Annotated in this window: 16 protein-coding genes; 11 read left to right on the top strand and 5 right to left on the bottom strand. The window is 68.3% G+C overall.

The features are described from left to right. The first annotated feature begins 55 nt into the window (after positions 1–55). The 3 genes from VLK31_RS28835 to VLK31_RS28825 all read left to right on the top strand — a co-directional run bounded on the left by VLK31_RS28835 (position 56) and on the right by VLK31_RS28825 (position 2,091). A complete protein-coding gene (locus VLK31_RS28835; RefSeq protein ID WP_409171912.1) occupies positions 56–571 on the top strand; it encodes a phasin family protein in 516 nt (171 codons plus the stop codon). An 18-nt stretch (positions 572–589) separates the two neighbouring features. Further along, complete coding sequence (locus tag VLK31_RS28830; protein ID WP_409171911.1) at positions 590–1,225, top strand: TetR/AcrR family transcriptional regulator; 636 nt, start codon at positions 590–592, stop codon at positions 1,223–1,225. Positions 1,226–1,311: 86 nt separating this feature from the next. Continuing rightward, positions 1,312–2,091, top strand: a complete 780-nt coding sequence (locus VLK31_RS28825; protein ID WP_409171910.1) for an esterase/lipase family protein — start codon at positions 1,312–1,314, stop codon at positions 2,089–2,091. Between the two features lie 53 nt (positions 2,092–2,144). On the opposite strand, the gene VLK31_RS28820 is transcribed toward VLK31_RS28825, so the two are convergent. The 3 genes from VLK31_RS28820 to VLK31_RS28810 all read right to left on the bottom strand — a co-directional run bounded on the left by VLK31_RS28820 (position 2,145) and on the right by VLK31_RS28810 (position 7,809). Further along, entirely contained in the window at positions 2,145–5,363 is a 3,219-nt protein-coding gene (locus VLK31_RS28820) for a bifunctional cytochrome P450/NADPH--P450 reductase (protein WP_409171909.1), read from the bottom strand. 435 nt (positions 5,364–5,798) lie between these two features. Then, positions 5,799–7,088, bottom strand: a complete 1,290-nt coding sequence (locus tag VLK31_RS28815) for a branched-chain amino acid ABC transporter substrate-binding protein (RefSeq protein ID WP_409171908.1) — start codon at positions 7,086–7,088, stop codon at positions 5,799–5,801. 22 nt (positions 7,089–7,110) lie between these two features. Beyond that, the gene (locus VLK31_RS28810) at positions 7,111–7,809 is read right to left on the bottom strand and encodes a TetR/AcrR family transcriptional regulator (protein ID WP_409171907.1); all 699 of its coding nucleotides are present in this window, start codon (positions 7,807–7,809) and stop codon (positions 7,111–7,113) included. 85 nt (positions 7,810–7,894) lie between these two features. Between VLK31_RS28810 and VLK31_RS28805 the strand changes: the two genes are divergently transcribed. From VLK31_RS28805 to VLK31_RS28790, 4 genes are all read left to right on the top strand, one after another. Then, positions 7,895–9,553 (top strand): AMP-binding protein, encoded by a 1,659-nt coding sequence (locus VLK31_RS28805; RefSeq protein ID WP_409171905.1) that lies wholly within the window; start codon positions 7,895–7,897, stop codon positions 9,551–9,553. A gap of 13 nt (positions 9,554–9,566) precedes the next feature. Beyond that, complete coding sequence (locus tag VLK31_RS28800) at positions 9,567–12,863, top strand: carboxyl transferase domain-containing protein (protein WP_409171904.1); 3,297 nt, start codon at positions 9,567–9,569, stop codon at positions 12,861–12,863. 115 nt (positions 12,864–12,978) lie between these two features. Further along, complete coding sequence (locus VLK31_RS28795; RefSeq protein WP_409171903.1) at positions 12,979–14,259, top strand: SGNH/GDSL hydrolase family protein; 1,281 nt, start codon at positions 12,979–12,981, stop codon at positions 14,257–14,259. 101 nt (positions 14,260–14,360) lie between these two features. Continuing rightward, positions 14,361–14,735: a YXWGXW repeat-containing protein gene (locus tag VLK31_RS28790; RefSeq protein ID WP_409171902.1), complete on the top strand. Its 375-nt coding sequence runs from the start codon at positions 14,361–14,363 to the stop codon at positions 14,733–14,735. A 22-nt stretch (positions 14,736–14,757) separates the two neighbouring features. Here VLK31_RS28790 and VLK31_RS28785 read toward each other — a convergent pair whose 3' ends face one another. Both VLK31_RS28785 and purU read right to left on the bottom strand, forming a co-directional pair. Next, complete coding sequence (locus tag VLK31_RS28785) at positions 14,758–16,020, bottom strand: serine protease (RefSeq protein ID WP_409171901.1); 1,263 nt, start codon at positions 16,018–16,020, stop codon at positions 14,758–14,760. Between the two features lie 11 nt (positions 16,021–16,031). Continuing rightward, positions 16,032–16,904 carry a formyltetrahydrofolate deformylase gene (gene purU, locus VLK31_RS28780; protein WP_409171900.1) on the bottom strand — a complete coding sequence of 291 codons (873 nt, stop codon included), beginning with the start codon at positions 16,902–16,904 and terminating at the stop codon, positions 16,032–16,034. A 70-nt stretch (positions 16,905–16,974) separates the two neighbouring features. Between purU and VLK31_RS28775 the strand changes: the two genes are divergently transcribed. The 4 genes from VLK31_RS28775 (at position 16,975) to VLK31_RS28760 (ending at position 26,114) form a co-directional block, all read left to right on the top strand. After that, complete coding sequence (locus tag VLK31_RS28775) at positions 16,975–18,309, top strand: aminotransferase class III-fold pyridoxal phosphate-dependent enzyme (RefSeq protein ID WP_409171899.1); 1,335 nt, start codon at positions 16,975–16,977, stop codon at positions 18,307–18,309. A 296-nt stretch (positions 18,310–18,605) separates the two neighbouring features. Continuing rightward, positions 18,606–19,181, top strand: coding sequence for a hypothetical protein (locus tag VLK31_RS28770; protein ID WP_409171898.1), 576 nt, complete (start codon positions 18,606–18,608; stop codon positions 19,179–19,181). Positions 19,182–19,195: 14 nt separating this feature from the next. After that, entirely contained in the window at positions 19,196–20,704 is a 1,509-nt protein-coding gene (locus VLK31_RS28765; RefSeq protein ID WP_409171897.1) for a CsgG/HfaB family protein, read from the top strand. A 73-nt stretch (positions 20,705–20,777) separates the two neighbouring features. Further along, a complete protein-coding gene (locus VLK31_RS28760) occupies positions 20,778–26,114 on the top strand; it encodes a beta strand repeat-containing protein (RefSeq protein ID WP_409171896.1) in 5,337 nt (1,778 codons plus the stop codon). Positions 26,115–26,150 lie beyond the last annotated feature (36 nt).

Genomic DNA, 26,150 nt, shown 5'->3' with positions numbered 1-26,150 from the left:
CCCGCAGGGCGCCCCAGGGCGCTCTTTTTGATTTTTCCGGTACCTGGAGCACTGCATGGCGACCCGTTCTGACGAAACTGCAAAGTTGAAGAAGAGGGCGGCGCCCGCCAAGGCGGCACGCAAGACGCCCGCAGCGAAGAAGGCCGCGCCCCGCAAGGCCGCCCCCGCCGCAAAAAAGGCGACGCAACCCGGCAAGGCCGAAGGCCTGCTGCGCGCCGGCCTGAAGGCGCTGGACACCGTGCGCCACGACGTCGCCAAGCGCCAGGCCAATGTCATCGAAGGGCTGCTCGGCATCCGCCAGGGCAAGGTGCCCAGCCTGGACAGCTTTGGCATCCGCAAGTTCGAGGACGTGTTCGACCAGCGCGTGGCCACCGCCCTGGAGCGCCTGGGCATGCCCCCCGCGCAGGAGGTGCAGGGGCTGCGAGACGAGGTTGCACGGCTGCGCGAGCGCGTGGCGCAGCTCGAAGGCACGCATGCCACACAAGCCACACAAGCCACAAGAGCCACGCAAGGCATCCAAAGCTCCCAAGGCACCGGCACGGCGGCCCCCCGCGGCCGCGCCAAGCGCTGAGCGACAACGCAAGCCGTTGTGGCCAGTTCCAACACCACGCGCGACCGCATCCTGCAGGCCAGCCTCGCGCTGTTCAATGCGCAAGGCCTGGCGGCCGTGTCGACTCACAAGATCGCGGCCGAGCTGGGCATCAGCCCGGGCAACCTGCACTACCACTTCAAGGCCAAGCAGCTGATCGTCGAGTGGCTTTTCCGGCGCTTCGAGCAGCGGCTGGAAGCGCTGAACGGCTCGTCGGCCTCCATTGCCGCCATCGACGACCTGTGGCTGGCGCTGCACCTGCGCTTCGAGGCCATCGACGCGTACCGCTTCATCTACCGCGACATGGCCTTCCTGGCCAGCGAATACCCCGCACTGGGCCAGCGCGCGCAGGCCCTCACCGCGCAGAACCTGCTGGCCGCGCAAACGCTGTGCGAAGGGCTGGTGGCGTCCGGCGTGATCGAGACCAGCGCGGAGCAGGCGCGCATCCTGGCGCTGCAGATGGTGTTCACCACCACCTGCTGGCTGTCGTTCGAGCGGCTCGTGCCGAGGCGCGACGCGCTGGCGCAGGCTGACCCCGGTCTGGCGGCCTTCTATACGCTCACCCTTGTGTCGCCGTATGTTTCCAGCGAATCGAGGGCTTACCTCGATTACCTGAGGGGCAAATACCTCGGATAAATGACGACGTTGTCCGACGGGGCATTGGCTGCCACAGCCCCAAGTTTGCAATGAAGAAGATAAAAACCGACCAGGAGCCAACCACCATGACGATCGCCACCCACGCCAAGGACACCATCGCGCCACCGTCTCGCCTGCTGCTGCTGGCCGAAGCTCGCGCGCTCTGGGAAACGGGCGCCGGCATCGCCATGTGGCCGCTGCTGCAGCTCACGCCGCGCGGCGACGGGCACCCGGTGCTGGTGCTGCCCGGTCTGGTGGCCGGCGACGGCTCCACGCTGCTGCTGCGCCGCTATCTGTGCAGCCGCGGTTACGACGCGCACGGTTGGGGCCTGGGCCGCAACCTGGGTCCGCGCGAGGGCGTGGAAGACGGCATGGTCGAGCTGCTGAAGACGCTGCACGACAAGAACGGCGAGAAGGTCAGCGTCATCGGCTGGAGCCTGGGCGGCGTGTATGCGCGGCTGCTGGCGTCGTCGTATGCGCCGATGATCCGCAACGTCATCACGCTGGGCAGCCCGTTCTCCGGCAGCCCGCGCGCCACCAACGCATGGCGTGTGTACGAAGGCGTGAGCGGGCAGAGCGCGCACGACCCGCGCCGCATGAAGTTCGTGCAGCCCACGCCGCCGGTGCCGACCACCTCCATCTTCAGCCGCACCGACGGCGTGGTGGCGTGGCGCTGCAGCATCGAGAAGACCGGCCCGCAATCGGAGAACATCGAGGTGGTGGCAAGCCACCTGGGCCTGGGCGGGCACCCCGCCGTGCTTTATGCGGTGGCCGACCGGCTCGCGCAAGCCGAAGGGCAGTGGAAGCCGTTCAATCGTGGATTGCTGGGACCGCTGGTCTATCCGGACCCTGACCGCGACATGTGATCGGCTTGACCCGCACCCACAACGAAAGAAGCCGGCAACCGCCGGCTTTTTTTTCAGCTGCTCGCCCACACGTCGAGCACGTAGCGCTGGTCGGCGATCATTTTGTTTATCCACGCGGTGCTGTCGTGCCCGTGTTCACGCGCCAGGTCGCTCAGCGTGCGACGCACATCGGGCTCCATGCGCGAGCCGTCGCCGCACACGTACACCACGGCGCCGGCCTCCAGCAGCTTCCACACCTCGGCGGCCTGCTCGCGGATCAGGTCCTGCACATACACCTTGCGCTCGCCCGCGCGCGAGAACGCGGTGTGCAGCTTCATCACGCCACGGTGCGCCCAGGCCTGCAGTTCGTCGGCGTAGATGAAGTCTTGCTCCGGGTGGCGGCAGCCGAAGAACAGCAACGCCTCGCCGATGGCCTGGCCTGCCTCCACCTGCGCCGCGCGCTCCTGCAGGAACCCCCGAAACGGCGCCAGGCCCGTGCCCGGCCCGACCATGATCAGCGGGCGGCCCGCGTCGTCCGGCAGCCGGAAGCCTTCTGCCGTGGTCTCGCGCACCACGCCGTGCACCGTGTCGCCCGCCTCGGCGCGCGCCAGAAAGTTGGAGCACACGCCCTCGAACGTGCCGATGCCCGATTTGGCCGGCCCGCTCACCACGCCCACCGTCACGCTGCACTTGCCCGGCGTCATGGTCGGTGAGGAAGAGATCGAGTAGTAGCGCGGCGACAGCGGTGACAGCATTTCCAGGAACACGGCGAACGGCACCTGGCAGGCGGGGAATTCTTCCAGCAGGTCGAGCACCGACTTGCGCTTGTGCAGCACCTCGGCCTTGTACCTGGCTTGCGAGGCCTCGTCACTGCCCGACAGCGCCGCGAGCTTGGGCTTGGTGAACGGGCATTCGGTGTACGCCGCGAGCGTGGCGATTTCCTTGCGCGTGGCCACGTCCTGCAGCTCGACGTAGTCGCCCAGCAGGCGGTCGACCGCAATCACCTGTTCCACTGGCAGCGCCGCCTTGCGCCCCGCGCCCGCATGCAGTCGCACATGGGCCGCGCGGTCGAAGCCGAAGCGCGCCATCGCACGCTCGACCTGCCTCGGGCTGTTGCGCGGCACCACGCTCAGGTGATCGCCGGCGCGGTAGATCAGGCCCTCGGGCAGCATCAGCTCCACATGGCGCGTGGAGCGGCCGGCTTCTTCATCGTTTCCCGCTTGCAGCTCGCGGTTCTCGATGACCCGCAGCGCCACCGCGCCCAGCGCATCGACGATCGCGTTCTTCTGCGGCGGCGGCAGTTCTTCCAGCGTGTAGAGCGGCTCGCTTTGCGTGGGCGTGTCGGCGCCGGTCTTGATGTCGAAGGCCTTCACCAGCTCGGGCCAGAGCGCGTCGCTCCAGTCCTGAAAGGAGCCGTCCATGTCCTCGCGTGCATCGCCTTCGCCGCGCGTGTGCACGCGCGTGGCGCCCAGTGCTTCTAGCCGCTCGTCGATGCGCCGGGGCACCGCCTGGTAGGTGGCGGCCCAGTCGGTGTTGCCGCAGCCGAACACGCTGAAGCGCACGCCGTTGAGCGCGTCGTCGGCCTTGTCGAGCCAGCGATGGAACTGCGCCGCGTTGTCCGGCGCCACGCCGTTGTAAGAGGCGCACACGATGGCCACCGCGCCGTTGGCCGGCAGCCGCTCGGCGTAGTCGTCCAGCGAGGCCAGTTGCACGGAGAAGCCGCGCATTTCACCGGCCTGCGCCAACTGCCGCGCCAGGTCTTCGGCCGTGCCCAGGTTGGAGCCCTGCAGCACCAGCAGCGAGGTGCCGTGGCGCGCGGCCTGCGGCTTGCGCTGCGCGGTGGGCATCGGCTGCACGGGCGCAGCGGCGGCGTCGGTCATGTTGCCGCGGGGGCGCGTGGCCGGGTCGCGCAGCAGCGCCTTGATCTTCAAGCCCTCGGGCTTGATGGTGAGCGCCTCCTTGATCTTCAGCTGGTAGCCCGTGTGGTCCACCAGGTTGAAGCGCTGCAGGATCATGCCCAGCGTGAGCACCGCCTCCTGCAGCGCAAACTGCCGCCCGATGCAGGCGCGCTGTCCGTTGCCGAAGGGCTTGAAGGCGTTCACCGGCCGCTCGCGCTCGGCCTCGCGCGTGAAGTTGTCGGGGTTGAACTGGTCGGCGTTCTCGCCCCAGATGCCCTTGTCTCGATGCAGCGCCAGCGCATGCATGATGACCATGTTGTTCTTCTTGATCGTGTACTGCCCGCCGATGGTCGTGTCTTCCTTGGCGCGCATCGAAATGGCCGGCGCGGTGGGAAACATGCGCAGCGACTCCTTCAGCACCTGCATCACGTACTGCAGCCGGTTGACCTGCGCGTAGGTGGGCTTTTGCGTGGTGTCGGGGCCGAACACGTTGTCGACCTCGGCCTGTGCCTTGGCCAGCGCCTCGGGGTTGTTCAGCAGGAAGTAGATGGCGAACGAGAGCAGTCCGCTGGTGGTCTCGTGCCCCGCGATGAGGAATTCGATGCACTCGTCGCGGATCATCTTGTCGGTGAGTTGCTCGCCGCTCTTCTTGTCCACGCCCGCGATCATGTAGCTCAGCAGGTCGGGCTTGGTGGCAATGTCGGCACCGCTCGCGCGCCGCTCCGCGATGATGTCTTCCACCATCTTGTGCATGTAGCGGATGTCCTTGCGCTGCTGCGCCAGCTCTTTCTTCAGCATGAACTCTTCGAGCGGCAGGCCGCGGCGGTTCTGCACCGTTTCCAGTGTGCGCACCATGGCGTCGACGAAGGGGTGAAAGCCTTCGCGGTAGAACGAGTTGAAGCGGTAGCCAAAGCCGCACAGGCCGATGGTGTCGAGCGTGAGCGCGGTCATGTCGCGCACCACGTCCACCTCTTCGTCGAAGTTGAGCCGCTCCCACTTGGTGACCAGCTGGCCCGCGATGTCCAGCATCATCGGGTGGTAGGCCTGCATGGCGCGCTGGCTGAAGTTGGCCAGCAAAATGTTGTGCGGCTTCGACCAGGTTTCTTCGTGCGTGTCGGAGGTGAACAGGCCGTGCGAGGCGGCGCGCAGCCGGCGCAGTGCGCCGCGTGTGCTCTTGTCGAAGCGCGGTTCTTCGCACAGCTCGTCGACCAGCGCCGGCGAGGACACCACGATCACGGGCATGCCCGGCATGTCGAGCCAGTAGATGCCCCCGAGTTCTTTCGCGATCTTCCACATGTCGAGCACGGGGGAGTCGGACCCGATGGACAGCAGGTTGCCGACGAAGGGTTTCTTCGCCGGATGCGGAATCGGGTAGAGCGAGTTTTTGCCTGCCATGGGGTGTTGTGCCTCTTTGGGATGGACCCGCTTCGGATGTCCGGGGTGGAACAACCGGAGTATCCAGATGGCACGGCAGTGGGCAGGGCGGGGATTCCCTTAGCTTTCTTGGCGGGGTCGTTTGTTCAGGGCGATGTTCAGGGGCGACGTTCAGGGCGCGCTCAGGAGGGCGGGGTGCCTTGCTCCGCGAATGTCCCCCGCTTCGCTCCTCCTTTATTTCGCTGCGCAAGGCACCCCACCCTCCTGAGCGTTATTCGGAGCGGTGGTTGATCGCGCGATCACCGCAGAGCGTGCCCAGGTGCACAGGGCGTCGGGTGCTCCCCGCAGCGAAATAAAGGAGGAGGGGCGCAGCCCCGGGGGACATTCGCGGAGGGGAGTACCCGGCGGCCTGTGCACGCGCCCTGAACAACAGCGCCTTGAACAACAGCCAAGAACTCAGGGCCGAACCATCTTGCAATCCGTACCCTGCGCCAGTTCGTTGCCCGTGTACACAGCATCGGTACGAAAGCCGTAGTTGGTGCCCTCCCAGCCGACCTTCACCGTCTTGCCGTCCACCGGCGCAATGGTGTTCACCACCTGCGGCAACAGCAGCTGATGGTCTTCACCGCGCATGCGCACCGGCCCCACCACCGAGTCGAAAGTCAGGTCCTCGAGCGCCCGCGCCACCTTGATCGTGTCGACACTGCCCGCCTTGTTGATGGCCGCCGCCAACAGACGCGGCGTCATGTCGATGCGCGGCGCCAGAAAGTCCTTGCCCGTCTTGGCCTTGTAGGCCTTCGCCAGTGCGTCCACCTTCGGCGTGTCCGCCTCGCCCGGATGCCACTCCGCCACCCACGTCAACTCACCCAGCTTGGCCTGCGACACCGCGGTGACCGTGCCCGGGATCGACCCCGCGCTGTGGTTGAAATAACGCAGCTTGTAACCCGCATCCCCCGCGGCCTTCAACAGCAGCGTCATGTCCTGACCCCAGTTGCCGGTAATGACCGAGTCCGCGCCGCTCTGCTTGATGTTGGCCACGTAAGGCGCGAAGTCTTTCACGCGGCCGATCGGGTGCAGCGCCTCGCCCACGAACTGAATGTCGGGGCGCGCCAGGCCCACCAGTTGACGGCCATAGCTCGCCCACTGCTTGCCGTGCGCATAGTCCTGGTTCAGCAGGTAGACCTTCTTCACGTCCGGCGTCTTCTTGATGTAGTTGGCCAGCGCCTTCATCTTCATCGCCGTGTTCGCCTCCGTCTGAAAGTGCCAGAAGCTGCAGGCCTTGCCCGTCATCTCCGGGTCGATCGACGAATGGTTCAGCACCATCAGCTCCTTGCCCGGGTTGCGCTGGTTCCATCGCGCCACCGACTGCACCAGCGCCGTGACCACCGACGAGCCCGAGCCGCCCGTCACGATGGCCTTCGCACCCTGGTCGATGGCCGCCTGCAGCGCACTCTGGCTCTCCTGCGCCGAGAGCTTGCTGTCGAACTGCAGCAACTGCAGCTTGGTGCCGCCGAGCACACCACCCTTGGCGTTGATGTCCTCGATGGCGTACTGCGTGTGCATGAGCATCAGCTCGCCCACGTTGGCGAACGGGCCCGACAGCGGATCGATGTAGGCGATCTTGTAGGTCTGCTGCGGGGCTTGGGCTTGTGCTTGTGCTTGCGCATGCGCCGCGCCCGCGATGCAAAGCAAAGAGGCAAGGGCTGTCCGCGCCCATCGGGCCGATGGCGCTGTCTTGAACTTCATGGGGTGTCTCCAGGGATGGTTGTCAGGTCTTCGCTTGCAGGCCGATCACGCGGCTGGCGAGCTTTGTCAGTTCGGCCACCACCTCGTCGGGCGACAGCCGTCCGCCCGGGCGGTACCAGCTGTACAGAAAGCCCGGCAGGCTGCAGGCCGCCAGCGCGGTGATCTTGGTCTCGGCAAAGTCGAGGTCGCCGTCGCGCCGCGCCTCTTCGAGCAGCGGGCACAGCAGCTCGTAGAAGTGGTGCGCCAGCTTCTTCTGCGCCGCCAGGTATTCGGGGCGGTATACCTGCGGCTCCCGGTACGGGAAGAAGGCGCAGGGGTGGTGCGTGATGGTCGCGCGAATCAGTCCCTCGATGCCCTGGAGCACCTTCTCGCTGGCGCGGCGCGGGTCGGTGGCCGCGAAGTCGAGCGCGGTGAAGCAGTCGACCGCGGGGCGCCATGAGAGCGTTTCGAAGATCTCCTGCTTGTCCCGGAAGTAGTAGTACACGAAGGGCTTGGTGACGCCCAGCGCGCGCACGATCTGCGCCATGGTGGTGTTGGCATAGCCCTGGGCCGCAAAGAGCTGCGCGGCCGCCTGCAGGATGCGCTCGCGTTGCACGTCGGTGCTTTGCGTGGCTGCGCGCTGGCGGCCGGTGCCTTGCGGCAGATGTGGAAGGTGCGGCTGCGCCGTGGTGTCGCTCTGTTCGCCAGAGGGTTTGTGCCGTGTCGCGGAAGTTATACCCATGGGTAGGATTGTTCGTGCACCATGAAGCATTGGCAAGCGCCCGCCCTGCGCGGGCGGCTATCGATAACCCTGAGAAAGTGACGCCATGGAGACAAACGAGCCCGCCGTGCCTAACTTGCGTGAACTGCCCCATCGCCCGGAGCAGCCGCTGCACGAGTACCTGCGCACCCATGCGCGCGAGCGCGGCGACAGCGCCGCCTGCATCTGGTACGGCCACGCGATGAGCTGGGCCGAGCTCGACCGCGCCAGCGACGCCTTCGCCGCGCGGCTGCAGGCGCTGGGCGTGGCCAAGGGCGAGCCCGTGGTGCTGTTCCTGAACAACTGCCCGCAGTACCTGGTGGCGCACTTCGGCATCCAGAAGATCGGCGCCATCGTCTGCCCGAGCGGGCCGCTCAACAAGGAGCACGAGCTGGCCTACCAGGTCAACGACCTGAAGGCCCGCGTGATCGTGGCGGCCGCATCTCTGCTGCCGGTGGTACGCAAGGTGCAGCCGGAGAGCGCGCTCGCGCATGTGTTCGTGGTGCACTACGCCGACTTGCTGCCCACGCAGCCCTCGCCCACGCAGTCGTCGATCGACCTGCCCGCCGAACTCGCCGCGGAGCGCGATGCAGAACGTGCCGTGGCAGACGGCTGCGAAGACTTTCTCGCGGTGATGCAGTCGAACGCCAGGCCGCTGCCCGTGGCCATCGGCATGGACGACATCGCGCTCATGACCTACACCTCGGGCACCACCGGCCTGCCCAAGGGCGCGATGCTGAGCTACGGCAACGCGCTCTTCAAGACGCGCGCAGCAGCCGACTGCAACGGCGTGGGCTCCTCTGACGTGCTGCTGTCCATCGCGCCGCTGTATCACATCGCCGGCATGCTGATGGGCGTGAACGTGCCCGTGTTGAGCGGTGCCACGTCGGTGCTGCTGCACCGCTTCGACCCGCGCGCTGTGCTGCAGGCCATTGCCACCTGCAAGGTGAGCTGGTGGTACAGCATCGCGCCGATGAACGTGGCCTGCATGCAGGTGAGCGACATCGCGGGCTTCGACCTGTCGAGCCTGAAGATGAACCCGGTGACCAGCTTCGGCATCACCTTCACCGAGCCGCTGGCGCAGCAATGGCGCTCGCACGCACCCAATTGCACGTCGTTCGAGGCCGCCTACGGCCTGAGCGAAACCCATACCTGCGACACCTACACGCCGCACCACGCGCCGCGCTGGGGCACGCAGGGCATTCCGGTGCCGGGCGTGACCATCCGCATCGTCGATGCCGACACCCAGGCCGACATGCCCGTGGGCGAGGTCGGCGAGATCGTGCTGACCAGCAAGGGCACTTTCAAGGGCTACTGGAACAAGCCCGAGGCCACCGCCGCCACGCTGCGCAACGGCTGGGTGCACACCGGCGACATGGGCAAGCTCGATGCCGACGGCTACCTCACGTTCATCGGCCGCTTCAAGGAAATGATCAAGGTGTCGGGCTACAGCGTGTTCCCCGAAGAGGTCGAGACCATCCTCATCAAGCACCCGGCCGTGGCGCAGGCCGCGGTCATTGCGCTGCCCGACCCCGACAAGGGCGAGGTCGTCAAGGCCTTCATCGTGCGCAAGCCCGGCGCCACGCTGGAGGCCGACGCGCTGGTGGCCTGGGCGCGCGACAACATGGCGAGCTACAAGGCGCCACGCGCCGTGAGCTTCATCGATGCATTGCCGACCACCGGCGCGGGCAAGGTGCTGCGCCGCCTGCTCAAGGACAAGGCCTGAAAGGTTCCCACCCGTGTTTTCCAAAGTTCTGATTGCCAACCGCGGCGAGATTGCCGTTCGCCTGGTGCGCGCCCTGCGCGACCTGGGCATTGCCAGCGTGGCGGTGCATGCGCGCGACGACGCGGCGGCGCTGCATGTGCAACTGGCCGACACCGCCGTCGCGCTCGATGCGACCGGCCCTTCCGCCTACCTCGACATGGCCGCGCTGATCGCGGTGGCCAAGGCACAAGGGTGCGACGCAGTGCACCCCGGCTACGGCTTTCTCAGCGAGCGTGCCGACTTCGCACAGGCCTGCGCGGACGCCGGCCTCGTCTTCATCGGCCCGACGCCCGAGCAGCTCGGCCTGTTCGGCGACAAGGCGCGCGCCCGCGCGCTGGCCGCGCAATGCGACGTGCCGGTGATGCCGGGCAGCGCGGGCGCGGTCACGCTCGCGCAGGCGCAGGCCTTCTTCGCCGAACAGCATGCGCAGGGCGCGGGCGTGATGGTCAAGGCCATCGGCGGCGGTGGCGGGCGCGGCATGCGCGCGGTGCTGAATGCCGACGAGCTGCCCGAGGCGCATGCGCGTTGCATGTCCGAAGCCAAGGCGGCCTTCGGCATCGAGGGCGTGTATGTCGAGCGGCTGATGCGCAACGCGCGGCACATCGAGGTGCAGGTGCTCGGCGACGGCCAGGCCGTGGCCAGCCTCGGCGAGCGCGAGTGCACGCTGCAGCGGCGCTTTCAGAAGCTGGTGGAAATCGCGCCCAGCCCTTCGTTGCCCGAGGCGCTGCGCGCGCAGGTCACCCAAGCTGCGCTGCGCATGGCGAAGACGGTGGGCTATCGGGGCCTTGGCACCTTCGAATTCTTGGTCGATGCGGCATCGCCCACCTTGCCCTTCGTCTTCATCGAGGCCAACCCGCGCCTGCAGGTCGAGCACACGGTGACCGAAGCGGTAACGGGGCTGGACCTGGTTCAACTGCAGATCGACGTGGCCGCAGGCCAGACGCTGAACGCGCTGGGCGTGCAGGCCGATGCCACGGCGCCCCAGCGCGGCTTTGCGGTGCAGTGGCGCATCAATGCCGAGACGCTCGACGCGCAAGGCAACGCGCGGCCTTCGGGCGGCACGCTCGCGCGCTTCGATCTGCCGAGTGGGCCCGGCGTGCGGGTCGACACGCACGGCTATGCGGGCCTGGCGCCTTCGCCGCACTACGACACGCTGCTCGCCAAGCTCGTCGTGCATTCGCCGTCGCCACGGTTCGAAGACGCGCTGCGCCGCTCGCTGCGCGCGCTGGACGAATGCCACATCGACGGCATCGCCACCAACTTGCCCTTGCTGCGCGCGATTGCGGCGCGGCCCGAGTTCGCCACGCAGGCGGTGCACACGCGCTTCGTGGAGGCGCACCTGGGCGACCTGCTCGCGGCTGCGGCGCTGCTTGAAAAGCACGGCAAGAAAGTGGTGGCCGCGCCCGCTGCGCAAGCTGCCCTTATCGACGACGATGAATCGAACGCGCTGACAGTCAAGGCTCCGATGCCCGCGCGCCTGGTGCAGTTCGAAGTCGCGGTGGGCGACGTGCTGCCCGCCGGCGCACAGCTCGGCGTGCTCGAGGCCATGAAGATGGAGCACCTGCTGCACGCCCCCGTGGCCGGCCGCGTGGTCGCATTGCTGGCCGCGCCCGGCGACTACCTCGTCGAAGGCCAGTCGCTGGTGCAGCTCGAAGCCGTCGATGCGCAAGCCGTGGAGGCCGAGGCGCGCACCGAGCACGACCTCGACGCCGTCCGCCCCGACCTGCGCAAGGTCATCGAGCGCCATGCGCCCACGCTCGACATCAACCGCAAGGCCGCCGTCGACAAGCGCCACGCGCAGGGCGGGCGCACCGCGCGCGAGAACATCGCCGACCTGTGCGACACCGCCGGCGACCCCGGCAACTTCATCGAGTACGGCGCGCTCGCCATCGCCGCGCAAACGCGCCGCCGCACGCTGGAGGACCTGATCGCCAACACGCCCGCCGACGGCATGGTCACCGGGCTGGGCAGCGTCAACGCGCGGCAGTTCGGCCCCGAGGCGTCGCGCTGCGCCTTGCTAGCCTACGACTACACCGTGCTGGCCGGCACGCAGGGCATGCGCAACCACCACAAGACCGACCGCCTGCTGGCGGTGGCGCACCAGCTCAAGCTGCCGGTGGTGCTGTTCGCCGAAGGCGGCGGCGGGCGGCCGGGCGACACCGACATGCCAATCGTCGCGGGCCTGAACAACCACACCTTCAGCCAGTTCGCTGCGCTGTCGGGCAAGGTGCCCGTGGTGGGCATCGTGCACGGGCGCTGCTTTGCGGGCAATGCCGCGCTGCTGGGCTGCGCCGACGTGATCATGGCCACCAAGGGCAGCAACATCGGCATGAGCGGGCCCGCGATGATCGAAGGCGGTGGCCTCGGCAGCTTTGCGCCCGAGCAGATCGGCCCGAGCAGCGTGCAGTCGCGCAACGGCGTGATCGACATCCTGGTGGACGACGAAGCCGCCGCCGTGGCTGCTGCCAAGCAGTACCTGTCTTACTTTCAGGGCGCGACCAAAGACTGGCAATGCGCCGACCCGCGCACGCTGCGCCACGTGGTGCCCGAGAACCGGCTGCGCGTGTACGACGTGCGCGCGGCCATGCGCGGCGTGGCAGACACCGGCTCGCTGCTGGAGCTGCGCGCGGGTTTTGGCGCGGGCATCGTCACCGCGCTGGCGCGCATCGAGGGCCGGCCGGTCGGCCTGATGGCCAACAACCCGCACCACCTGGGCGGCGCCATCGACGTGGAGGCGGCCGACAAGTCCGCGCGCTTCATGCAGCTGTGCAACGCGCACGGCCTGCCAATTGTTTCGTTGTGCGACACGCCCGGCTTCATGGTGGGCCCTGAAATAGAGGCGCAGGCGCAGGTGCGCCACGTATGCCGCATGTTCATGGTGGCCTCGCATCTGCGCGTGCCGTTCTTTGCCGTGGTGCTGCGCAAGGGCTACGGCCTGGGCGCGCAGGCCATGACGGCGGGCGGCTTCGACGCACCCGTGTTCACCGTGGCCTGGCCCACCGGCGAGTTCGGTGCGATGGGCCTCGAAGGTGCTGTGCGACTGGGTTTTCGCAAGGAACTCGCGGCCGTGCCGGAAGGCGCCGAGCGCGACGCGCTGTTCAAGCAACTGGTCGATCAGCAGTACGCGAACGGCGAGGCGATCCACATGGCGCAGACGCTGGAGATCGACGCGGTGATCGATCCGGCCGACACGCGCACCTGGCTGGTGCGGGGGCTGGAGTCGGCCACGCGCGCCCCGCAACCGGTCTCGCCCTACGTGGACACTTGGTAACCGCACGCTAGACCTCGTCACGCAAAGGACAAAGGAGCTCCCTAAACTGAGTGCCTTTGTGTGCATGAAATCGGTTTCACGTTGGCTGGCCCCTTGGCTTGATCGTTTGCGCGAAGTGGCCCTTGCGCATTGGCTTGCCGCTTTCTGCCTGGCGGCGCTGGCCTTCGGCGTGCAGGCCATCCCCAGCACCGACACGCCCAAGCAACCCGCCGACGCGCATTGGGTGGCCAGCTGGGCCGTGGCGCCGCTCGACTTCCGCGAGATGGCCGCGAGCCCGAACGGCGCGAGCTATTTACTGCCCACCGGCACCGACCTGCGCGGGCAAACGCTGCGCCAGCAGGTCGAGCTGTCGCTGGACGGGGAGCGCATTCGCATTCGCTTCTCCAACCGCTTCGGCAAGACGCCGCTGCGCATTGCCGCTGCCAGCGCGGGCCGCGGCACCGGTGCCGACGCCTTCTCGCCCACCACGCTGCGCATGCTGCGCTTCGGCGGCGCCAGCAGCCTCACCATTGCACCGGGCGCGGACGCGTGGAGCGACGGTGTCGACCTGCCCGTGCAGGCGGGGCAGACGGTGGTGGTGAGCGCCTTCTTCGATCGCGCCACGCCGTTCTCCACGGTGTCGATGCCCGAATCAGGCACCACCTGGGTGGCCGCGGGCAACGCCGTGTCGGCGCCCAAGCTGAAGAACCCCACGCCGATGGTGCTCAACCAGATCATGACCGGGCTGGACGTGCTCACCACCAAGCCCGTGCGCACCGTGGTCGCCTTCGGCGACTCCATCACCGCGGGCACCTCGGAGGGCACCTTCGGCGCCTACCCCGACATGCTGGCCACGCGCCTGCGCGACACGCAGCCCGCCGGGCAGGACGTGGCCGTGCTCAATGCCGGTATCGGCGGCAACCGCCTGCTGACCGACGGCCTGGGGCCCAGCGGGCTGTCGCGCTTCGAGCTGGACGCCTTGCGCCAGAGCAGCGTGACGCATGCGATCGTGCTGCTGGGCACCAACGACATCGGGCGCACGGTGTTCGCGCGTGTGCCGGGCGCGGAGCTGACGGCGCGCGACTGGCCGACCGCCGAGCGCATCACCCAGGGGCTGCAGCAGCTCATCAAGCAGGCGCGCGCCAAGGGCGTGAAGGTGCTGCTGGGCACGGTGCCGCCGTTCAAGAACACGCCTTACTGGAACGGTGCCAACGAGGCCCTGCGCGAGGACGTGAACCGCTGGATTCGCGGGCGCCAGGACATCGACGGCGTGGTCGATTTCGATGCCGCGCTGCGCGACCCGGCCGACCCGCAGGCGCTGAACCCGCTGTTCGATTCGGGCGACCACCTGCACCCGAACAAGGCCGGCCATGCGGCCATGGCCGCGGCTGTCGACCTGCGCGAATTGCTGGAATAGGCGCGAAACAGCTTTACACAAGACTTCGCGCCTCGCTTACAGGCGGTTCACATGGGCTGTGCAGCATGAAGGCTCCTCCAACAACACATGAGGCGACCTTCATGAAAACATTCGCATTGGCTCTTTCCATCGGCGCGGCTTCGCTTCTGTCGGTGGGTGCATTGGCTGTTCCCACCGCGGCGCAGGCGCAACCCGTGGTCACGGTGCAGGTGGCGCCGCCCCCGCCGCGCTTCGAGCGCGTGCCGCCGCCGCGCCGCGGCTATGCGTGGGCACCGGGGCACTATGAATGGCGTGGTGGCCGCCACGTGTGGATCGGCGGCAACTGGGTGCGTGCCCGTCCGGGCTATGCCTACCGCGCGCCGGAATGGCGCCAGGACGGTGGCCGCTGGCAGTACAGCGCAGGGCGCTGGGACCGTGACGGCGACGGCGTGCCAGACCGCAACGACCGCCGCCCGAACAACCCCTACCGCAACTGACGACGGGCGCGGCGAAACCCTCTCAGCGGACGCTCACGAGCTCGAGGGTTTCGCGCACATGGAAGCCGCTGGCCAGCACGCCGCCGCGCGTTTCCACCTCGAAGCGCACGACGCGGCCCAGCGCCGGTGAGAACCACACAGTGGCCTCGTAGGGGCCGTACTGGTTGCTGCTCAAGGCGCCCGAATCCGGGTAGCGCTGCGTGAAGCCGCGGTACTGGATCCGGACGACGCCGTAGTCCTTGCCGGCCACCGACAGCGTGGTGCCTTGCGTTGCCGTTGCATCGAGGTCCATGTTGACGCGCATTCCGCCGAGCACTGAGCCGTACTTCGTCTTCCAGGCCCGTTTTCCCTCGAGGTTTTCCTTGGCCCAGCCGCCGGGTGGCATGGCCGTGTCGAACTCGCCGGCGATGGGGCTTGCGACGCTGATCACTTCGCCGCCCGGTTTCTCGATCCAGCCGCCGTTGTTGAAGCTCAGTCGATCGTCCGGGGCCGTGGCCGCATCGGCGCGGTAGATCACGTTGCGGTAGGTGTTGGTGAGGCGGTCGTGCAGCCGGTATTCGATGACGCTGGGCCGTATCGGCGACGAGAGCGACGCGGTCGCGGGTTGCGCGGGCATGCGCTCGACCGCCAGCCGACCGCGCCCTGGCAGTTCGGCAATCCATGCCGCGGGCGCGGCAAGGTTGGCGGCAGCGGGTTCGGCAGGCGCCGTGGCGACCAGCCCCACCAGCCCGGCCAGTCGGCCTTGTGCATCGAACAGCCCGGCACCTTCCAGGCCCGGCTCGGGTGCCGACGCAAGCTGCAGGGCCTCGAGCTCGCCCGTCGCGCTGCGGCGCACACCGGCCAGCATGCCGATGCCCAGCGTCAGTTCCCTGCCGCGCGGCGCGCCCACGATGTAGAGCGGCATGCCGACCTGCAAGGCGCTGGCAGGCACCATGGCGATGGCCGGTGTTTGGAGGTTGGCAATGCGCAACTGGCACAGCCCGCGCTCGGTGTCCGGAAACTCCAGCGTGGCGCCGTAGCTGACGTTGTCGCGCTTCAGGGACACGGCGCTGGCCTTGGCCAGCACCTGGCAGCGCGTGACCGCGGTGCCCGGGCCGGTGGCGACCGCGCTGCCGGTGGCCAGCACCTTGCCTTGCGCATCGCTGGCCTGCACCACCCACACGCTCGGCGCGACACGGGCAAAGAGCGCGTCGGGCGCCAGCGGGGCGGTGCCTTGCGCCATGGCGGTGGATGCCGACACGGCGGCGATCAAGGCGGCAGCCAAAGCAGCAGGAAGGGTGCGCATTGCGAAGCGGCTCAGCGGAACACGACCGTGCGGTGGCCGTTCTGCAGCACGCGGTGCTCGCTGTGCCACTTCACCGCGCGGGCCAGCACCTGGCTTTCGGTGTCGCGGCCGCGGGCCGTGAGGTCTTCCACCGTGTCGGTGTGGTCGGCGCGGGCCACGTCCTGCTCGATGATCGGGCCTTCGTCCAGGTCGGCCGTCACATAGTGGGCAGTGGCGCCGATGAGCTTCACACCCCGGTCGTGCGCCTGGTAGTAGGGCTTGGCGCCCTTGAAGCTGGGCAGGAACGAGTGGTGGATGTTGATGGCACGGCCGGCCAGGTGGCGGCACATGTCGTTGCTCAATATCTGCATGTAGCGCGCCAGCACCACCAGCTCGGCGCCTTCGGCCTCGATGATTTCCAGCTCCTTTGCCTCGGCCTGCGCCTTGGTGGCGGCCGTCATGGGGATGTGATGGAACGGCACGTTGTAGCTGGCCGCCAGCTGATAGAAGTCGCGGTGGTTCGAGATGATGGCGCGCACGTCGATGGCCAGCAGGCCGCTCTTCCAGCGGAACAGCAGGTCGTTCAGGCAGTGGCCTTCCTTGCTCACCAGAATGACCGTCTTCATCGGCTGCGCCGCGGCATGCAACTGCAGGTTCATGCCGAAGCCGGCAGCGAAGGTCTTGAGCGCCTCGCGCAACGCGGCCTCACCGTGCTCCGAGCAGGCAAACCGCACCCGCATGAAGAACAGGCCGGTGCCATGGTCGTTGTACTGGGCGGCCTCTTCGATGTTGGCGCCGCGTTCGAGCAGGAAGCCCGACACGGCGTGCACGATGCCCGTGCGGTCGGGGCACGAGAGGGTCAGGATGTAGGCGGGCGCGGTGGGCGTGGGCGTAGTGGTCGTCATCAGGGGCGTCATTGTGGCAGGGGTGCCAGAATTGCGATTTTCGTCGACCCCATACCCTCAGGAGCGAGACATGGCCCAGCAAGACTTCAACATGGACAACCAGTGGTTGCCCTTCACCCCCAACCGCCATTTCAAAAAAGACCCGCGCGTCTTCGTGGCGGCCGACGGCATGGAGTTCACCACGCACGACGGCAAGAAGGTGATCGACGGCATCTCCTCGCTGTGGTGCGTGGGCGCGGGCCACAACCGCAAGCCGATCAACGAGGCCATCAAGAAGCAGCTCGACACGCTGGACTACGCCACCGCCTTTCAGGTGAGCAACGACCGCGCCTTCGAGGCGGCCGAGCGCATCGCCGCGCTGGCGCCGGGTGACCTGAACAAGGTGCTGTTCTGCAACTCCGGCTCCGAGGCCGCCGACACCTCGATGAAGGTGGCGCTGGCCTACCACCGCGCGCGCGGAGAAGGCCACCGCAACGTGTTCATCGGCCGCGAGAAGGGCTACCACGGCGTGGGCTTCGGCGGCATGTCGGTGGGCGGCATTCCGGGCAACCGCAAGGTGTTTGGCTCGGCCTTTCTGCCGCGCGTGGACCACATGCGCTTCATTCACGACCCGGTGAACCATGCCTACATTCACAACCAGGAGCCGGTGTGGGCCGAAGACCCGCTGGTGGAGCTGGAGACGCGCATCCTGCCGCTGCACGACGCGAGCAACATCGCCGCGATCATCGTGGAGCCGGTGGCCGGTTCGGCCGGCTGGTACCTGCCGCCCAAGGGCTACCTGAAGCGCCTGCGCGAGATCTGCGACAAGCACGGCATTCTGCTGATCTTCGACGAGGTGATTACCGGCTTCGGGCGCATGGGCGCCAACTTTGCGTCGGACTACTACGGCGTGGTGCCCGACATGCTCAACTTTGCCAAGTGCGTGACCAACGGCGTGATTCCGCTGGGCGGCGTGATCTGCCGCGACAAGCTGTACGACGCGATGATGAAGACCGACGCGCCCGAGCACGTGGTCGAGTTCTTTCACGGCTACACCTACTCCGGCCACCCGGTGGCCTGCGCCGCGGCCGTGGCCACGCTCGACCTGTTCAAGCAGGAGAACCTGTTCGCGCGCGCCGGCGAAATGGGCAAGGTGCTGGGCGATGCGTTTCACAGCGCGTTCAAGGGCCTGCCCAACGTGATCGGCATTCGCAGCCTGGGCCTTGCTGCGGCGGTGGAGCTTGCGCCCATCGCGGGCCTGCCGGGCAAGCGTGCCTACGACATCTTTCTGGACTGCTTCCACAAGGGCGCGCTGGTGCGGGCCGCGGGCGACGTGCTGGTGATTGCACCGCCGTACATCGTGGAAAAGTCGCACATCGACACGCTGGTGAACACGCTGGCGGATTCGATCAAGGCGCACGCCTGATCGACTGAGCGGGCCAGATTGCCGGTGATGGCCGCTGATGGCCAGTGACGGGGAGCGACGGGGAGTGACGGGGAGTGACCACCCGTTGCTCCCCGTTTTTTTGGCCTGGCCGCTCCCTTGCGCAACCCCCGCGCCGGGCCGCCGGCCACCGGATCCCGTGGCTGAAACCCCGGGGTAGACCCCCCTCAATTCCACCGTTTTTTGGGATACCTGCAGGCGGAGGCGATCCCTAGCATCCGTTCGCGAAACGTAGCACTTTGGATTTCACAGAGTGCGGTTTTTCGAAAGGAGCAGCCATGCCTCGCGTCTTTTTTCCGGCCGATGCCCCAGCGCACCGGCACCGTCCAAGCCTTCGTGCGCAACCTGGCGCGCTGGTGCTTTTGCTGGCTTGCGCCGCGCCGCTGGCGCAGGCCAACAACGCCGGCGAGAACGCGGCTTGGCAGTTTCAGTCGAGCGCCGACAAGGTCAACCAGGCCGCGGTGCAGGACATGATCCGCAAGCAGAAAAGCGGCTACTACGCGGCCCCGGTCTACAACACGACCATCGGGCGCCAGTACAACTGCAACGTCTCCGCCACCTCGACCGGCAACGACGGCAACAACAGCACGGTGGCCAACTCGCCTTCCAACGCCGGCGCGCGTTCGGATGCCTCGGGCAACGACGCACGCACCGCCGTGGGCACGCTCGGCGGCGCCACGGTGGGCACCTCGCAAGCCAACTCGGGCGCGGTGGGTTCGGCCGTGGTCGGCGGCACCAGCACGCAGGTGCAGGGCGCGGCCAACCAGGCGCTGAACTCCACGCAAGGCAACGCCGGCGCGCAGACCGCCAGCGTGGGCGGCAGTGCGGCATGCGCGTTCGGCGTGCTCAATTGAACAGGGCACGCACCATGCACAACCCACGTCCCTTCCAGCGCGAACTTGCGCGCGAACTTCCTTGCGAACTTGCGCGCGATCGCTCCAGGTCTCTTGCGCGGCTCGCCATGGCCGCGGCAGCCACCGCGGTGCTGGCCGGTTGCGTCGCCGCGCCGCAGCAACGCTTCGCGCCCGGTGAAGCACCGGTGGTGCTCGGCCCGGCGGTGCGCGACAACGTGACGCCCATGGAGGCGGTGCTCGCCTGCTACGCCGACCACATCGCGGCCACGCGCCGCCCGCCCGTCGTCATCGGCGTGGGCGACGTGAAGGACTACACGGGCAAGTACAGCATCAACGAGGGCAACGCCATCACGCAGGGCGGGGCGCTCATGGTGTATTCGGCCCTGGGCAAGCTGGGCGGCGCGGTGAGCATCGCCGAGCGCTTCGACCCGGTGATCGCCGAGCGCGAGCTCGCGTATGCCGACCGCCGCCAGCTCGGCGACGGCCGCGCGCACCAGCTCGGCGGGCCGAACGGTGGGCAGAGCGTGCCGTGGTTGCCGTACTTCGGCGGCACCATCAACAAGTCCGACTACTTCATCGTGGGCGGCATCACCGAGCTCAACTACAACATCAACTCCGGCGGCGCGGAGTTCGCGGTGAACCAGGTGGGCGTGAAGGCGCGCACCTTCAGCCAGTCGGTGAGCGTGGACCTGCGCATCGTCGACACCAAGACGCTGATGGTGGTGCGCACGGTGAGCCTCACCAAGCAGTTCAACGGCTACGAAGTGGGGCTGAACGTGTTCCGCTTCTTCGGCAGCAAGCTGTACGACGTGGACATCGGCGCCAAGGGCCAGGAGCCGGTGCAGATGGGCGTGCGCGCCGCGCTGGAAGAGGGCGTGGTGCGGCTCATGGCCGCCGTCACGCAGGTCGACCAGCGGCCCTGCATGGCCATGCGCCCGGGCAGCGGCGAGCCCATTGCGCTGGTGCCCGCCGAGCAGCTGCGCAAGGTCGACAACCCGGTGGACGCCACCGTGGGCGGCGCAGCGCCGGCGATGCCGGTGGCGCAAGGCGGTGTGGCGGTCAATGCCGGTGGTGCTGGCGGTGCAGCGGGGGCGCGCCTCACCGGCACCGCCACGCAGGTGCCGTTCGACTTCGGCGCGACCACGCTCGGCGGCAGCACGCTGGCGCTGATCGACCAGATCGCCGGCTCCGCCAAGAAGGGCGCCACCGACATCGTGCTGGTGGCGCGCGACACCGAGAACTGGGACGCACGCAAGCGCGACGAACTGACCGACCAGCGCATTGCGGCCGTCACCTCCGCGCTGGCCAACCGCGGCGTGCCGCCGGGCGCCATCAGCGTCACCTGGCGGCCCGACGCGGCCGACACCTCGATCCATCGCGACGGGCCCGGGCTGCAGGAGATTGCCAAGCTGCGCGTGGGCAGCCCGGTGGTCGGCGGTGCCACACCGGCTTCACCTGAGCCGTCTGCGCCGTCCGCCTCGTCCGCCTCGCCGGCCGCCGACACCGCCATCAAGGGCGACTGAACGCCCGCGGGCGTTCCTCCGAGTTTTTTCCGAGTTCTTCCCCGTCCGTTTCCTTCCTTCCAGGAGTCACGCAATGAAAGCACGCAAGATCCAAAGCCGGGCCGCACGCGCGCCCATGTTCAGCCGCAGCCGTGTCGGTTCAGCCGTTGCGATGGCTCTGATCGCCAGCAGCGGGGCGCACGCCGCCGAGACCATCGTCACGCCGGCCTTCAACGGCACGGCCATCGGCGGCCAGACGGCAGCCGTGCCGCAGAACAACTCGGGCGCGGTGAATGCGCAAATCTCGAACGCCACGGTGGGCACCACTTCCAGCGGCACCGCGGGCAACCCCGCCCCCGCGACCCAGATCACCAACGGCAACCTGATCGGCGCCAGCGCGACGGGCAACATCGCATCGAACAAGGTCGGCGCAACCGGCCCGGTGCTGCCGCTCAACAGCGATGCGGCGCTGAGCGTCTCGGTGAACACAGGCACCGTCACCAGCAAGGTCCAGAACAGCGTCACCCAGCAGCAGTCGAACACCTTCCAGACCGGCAGCCTGGTGAATGCGGACAACACCATCTCGGCGAACACCACGCTCAACAGCGGCACCACGCTGGTCACCGGAACGGCCGCGGTGGGCCCGGTGTTCACCGGCACCGCCGCGCTGATCTACCCGGTCGGCGGGCCGCAGCTGTTCGACGCCACAGGCAACGTGGTCGTGACCTCTTTGCAGGCGGCCGCGGGCGCCAGCTCGTCGGCGACCGTGCAGGACAACAGCTTCTTGCTGCAACTCACATCGAACGCCAACAGCACCGTCACCAATGCCGCATTGGGGTCGCTCGAGCGCAACTCGGCCTCGGCCGTATTCAAGGGCAACAGCGCCAACAACACGGCGGAGATCCAGTCGGGCGGCACGCCCAGCTTCGCGGGCTCCGCGGTGGTGTCGAACCTGCAGGCGAACGGCAACGGCATCGTCGCGGCGGCACATGCGGCGCTCAACCAGAACTCGGTCATCGCGGCCACAGTACAGGGCACCGGGTTGGGCGTGACCAATGCGCTGCAAGGCACGCTCACCGTCAAGGGCAACAGCATCTCCAGCGCGGCCACCGGCAATGAAGCCACGGGCGCCGCGGCCGGCCTGTCGGGCAACAGCATCATCGTGAGCGATACCTCGGTGGCCGGTACCGGCGCCGTGCCAGCCAACAACAGCACGCATGCGGGCGTGGGGGTCGTCACCAACGTGAACAGCGACCTGGCCATCGTCAACAGCCAGGCCAACCTGGGCGGTGGGGGCACCAGTGCGGTGACCGCGACCACCAAAGGCGCGCAAGTGACCGCGGTCGCGCAGTCGCTCACCGGCGGCACCGTCAATCTGCAGAACAACAGCGTCACGGCGGCCGTGACCGGCAACACCGCGTCCAGCGGCATCGCCACCGGCGGGACGGCAGCCTCGTTCGCGGGCACCGCCGCCGAATCGAACCAGCAGGCCAACAACCAGATCCTGTTGCAGGCGCAGGTGGATCCCTCGGTGATCAGCGTGCAGGTCGGCAACGGTGCCGCCGGCGGCGCGGCCGGCACCGTTGCCGTCTCGGGCAACCGCAGCGCGGCGACCGCGCAGGGCAACCAGGCGAGCCAGAACCTGGCGATCCAGGCGAGTTCGGTGGCCACCGGCAGCGGTGCCGTGGCCCTGACCGGCGGCGCGAGCTCCGACGGCCGGGTGTCGGCGACCGGCGCCGTCACCCTCACCAACCTGCAGGGCAACTACGACAGCACAGTTTTTGCATACAACGGCGCCCCGGGGGTGGCCGCGGGCTCGCAGATCCTGCTCTCGGCCAACACCGGCGCGGGGGCCGGGTCCAAGAGCAATCTGTCGCTGTCATCGAACCGGCAGGAGTCGGTGGCGGTGGGTAGCGGCGCGAGCAACTCGCTGTCCCTGTCCGGCAGCTCGGTGGGCACGGGCGCGGGCATCGCGAGCGTGCAGATGGGCGACGCCAACTCCTCCGTGGGCGCGGCCCTGTCGAATGCGCAGGCACAGGTCATCGTCACAGGCAAACTTGCCAGCGGCAGCACCGTGGAGGTTGCCGACAACATTCAGCGGTCGGTTGCGTACGGCAACTCGGTATCGAACGCGCTGGCCGTGACGGCCAACGGCGTTACCGCGACGCCGAGCGCGGTCGTCGCCTCCAAGGTGACGATCGACAACGCCAGCCCCCGGCCGTTCGACAACGCGCTGGTCACGCAGCCGGTGGTCAATGCGGCCTACGGCGTGCTCAACGACCAGTCGGTACTGGCAAGCGTGAGCGCCACCACCACCGGTGCCGACAGCTTCCGCCTGGCGGTGAGCGGCAGCGTTGCGGGCGGCACGCTCGGCAACGACCACAATGCCTATGTAGGCGCGGCCTACGGCAACGACGCCGCGAACGGCGTGAAGCTGGATGTCAACAACCTGAACAGCGGCGGCTTCGCCTCGGTGGCCAACGTGACCAACACGCAGGCCGTGGGCGGCGGGAACACGCGTATCGAGGCCATCGCGGCTGGGGGCACGGGAGTGCGCACCACCGTCGGCGGCGCGCTGAGCAATTCGAGCGTCACGGCCAACGACAACTCTGCCGAGACCCTGGCCTACGGCAGCCGCGCGACGGGCAACACAGTGAGCGTGAAGGGCACCAACATCAACACCGCCGGCATCGCCCTGGCAGGTGCCGACCTGTCGGCGGGCGTGTTGTCTACCAACGCCTCGTTCAGCGTGCAGAACGCACAGGCCGGGCAGGGCACGGTGCTGGCCGAGCGCGGCGGGCCTGAAGTGCGCACGCAGATCGGCGGCCTGACGCTGAGCAACTCGACGGTGCAGGCCAACGGCAACGACGGCAACGCCTCGGCCACGAGCAACAGCGCGGTCAACGGCGTGGGCATCGACGCTTCGAACATCGCGACCACCAGCGCGGTGCAGAACGCGCAGATCACGGCGGCAGAAGTGACCTCGCGCGTCGGCTTGGGCGGGCAGGGCGGCGCGCAGGTGGGGTTGAGCGCATTCCTCATAACGGGAGCGAACATCTCGGTCGACGGCAACGGCATCCAGAGCGCGGCCACGGGCAACGAAGCGGTCAACAGCATCGCCGTGAAGGGCACGGCCATTGCCTCGGGCAGCGGGCTGCCGGTGGCGCAGACGACCACCGGCCCCACGGCCGCCAGCGTCACGGCGGACCATGCGCTGTCGAACGCGCAGCTGGTGAACGGCGTGAACGCCATTTCCGCCAGGGCGGACAGCAACTTCGGCATCGACACGCAGCCGGTCGCCGTGATCCTCGGCTCGCAGCTGAGCGTGTCTGGCAACGTGCAAAGCGCAAAGGCCGTCGGCAACACGGCCACCAACAGCCTGGCGCTGGCGGGTACGAGCGTGTCGGCCCGCTCGGCGCTGCAGTCGACGCAGGCCAGCTTTGCACCGGTGCGTTCGCAATCGAACTTGCAGGCGTTCGCACCGGCTGCCGCCGTCGGCGGATCGACCGCGATTTCGGGCAACACCAACACGGCGCAGACCCTCGTCAACGATGCATCGAACACGGTGAGCGTTGCGGGTGACAACGTCACGGGCTTCGCCGGACCGGCGGCCCTGTTGCAGGGCGTGTTGCCCGGCATCACGACGGCGGCGGCCGACCAGTTGCTGGTGAACCGCCAGTCCGCCGCGGGGCTGGCCTCCAGCAGCGCGATCACCACGGTGTTGAACGACGACCGCACGCAGCCCACTCTGGGGCTGGTGCTGAGCAGCTTCGACGCGTCGGGCAACAAGACCTATTCGGAAGCGACCGCGAACCGCGCATCGAACACCAGCACGCTGACAAGCGGCGCGCAGCAGACGAGCCGGACCGGCGTACTGAACAACCAGGACAGCAGCGCGGCGGTGACGGCCACTGCCACCGGCACGGTGCGCCTGGCGCTGAGCGGGCCCCTTGCGTTCATTGCAAGCCAGGCCACGCTCGACGACAACGTCGTGAGCGGCGCGGCCACCGGCAACTCGGCGATCAACAAGCTGGAGGTGAAGGGCAACACAGTCAGCGGCAACGCGACCATTCCGGCAGCGGGGGCGGCGAGCTTGCCGCTCGCAGTGGCCGCGGCGGTGGCCGACCATGCGCTCCTGAACGTGCAGGTGGGCACTGGCGCGGTGTCTTCGACGGTGACGGGCACCATCGGCGTCGACACCACGCCGGGCGCGGTCATCGGTGCGACGACGCTGAGCGTGTCGGACAACGTGCAGGGCGCGCGGGCCGTGGGCAACACGGCGCTCAACAGCGTGAGCCTGGCTGGCACCAACGTGTCGGCGCGGGCGGCGCTGCAGTCGGTGCAGACCGGCGACGCGGCGGTGGCGGCATCGTCGACCTCGACGCTGTTCGCACCGGTCGGCTCCACGGCATCGAGCGTGCGGCTCTCGGGCAACAGCAATACGGCACTTGGCGTGATCAACGACGTGTCCAACACGCTGACAGTGACCGCTACCAGCACCGGCGCGGCGGGCGCGAGCGGTGCTGTGGCGCTGGCCGAGACCGGCATGCCGGGCACGGTGACGGTCTTGGGCGACCTGGTGCTGGCGAACCGCCAGAGCGCTTCGACCTCGGTGAGCGGCACGGCATCGACCACGCTGCGCAACGACGACAACACCCCGGGCGCCACCGCCCTGCTGAACGGCTCGCTCGGCATCAGCGGCAACACGACCATCGCAGAGGCCTCGGCCAACCGAGCGGTCAACACGGCCTCGGTGGCGGGCAGCGCGGTGCAGGGCGCGAACGTGGGCATTGCCAACTCGCAGACCAGCAGCGCTGCGGCGACGGCGACGGCCAGCACCGTGGCGACCGTGACGCTGGCGGCCGCGACGCCACTGAACGCCGGCAGCATCTCGCTGGACGGCAACACCACCGTCGCCCTGGCGCGCGGCAATTCGGCGACCAACACGCTGAATTCCGCCGCGGGCAGCGGCTACGGCGCGGCCACGGCGGCAGGCTCGACGAGCGTGGCGGCGCTGCCGCTGGCGCTCAACGTGGGCGCCAGCGTGGCCATCTTGAACAGCCAGAACAACTCGGGCGCCGTGGCGGCGTCGAGCACCGGCACCAGCTACCAGGTGGCGCTCAACTCGACGACGGCGGTGGGCATCTCGGGCAGTTCGGTCGGCGTCACGGGCAACACGCTGGCGGCACAGGCAACAGGCAACAGCGCGACCAACCTCATCACGCAGACCGCGCTGAACGGCGCGCCGCCGAGCGCGGCCATCGGCAGCTACCAAGTCAACACCGGCGCGGTGACGGCGACGGTGACCAACGTGAACTTCGGCGTGGGCGTGACGGGTTCGGTGGCCAACAGCGCGCTGCGCGCCACGGGCAACCAGATCACGGCGTCGGCCACGGGCAACTCGGTGGTGTCGTCGATCGCGGCGCGCTGACCGGTCGCGGTTTTGTCGCCGCAGCCGCGGGTCTTC

Origin of the sequence: Variovorax sp. H27-G14 (genome assembly GCF_046156345.1) — a bacterium.
In the GTDB taxonomy this organism is placed as follows: Bacteria; Pseudomonadota; Gammaproteobacteria; order Burkholderiales; family Burkholderiaceae_C; genus Variovorax.
The sequence above is the reverse complement of the archived record's forward strand: the minus strand, read 5'-3'. Positions and strand labels throughout refer to the sequence as shown.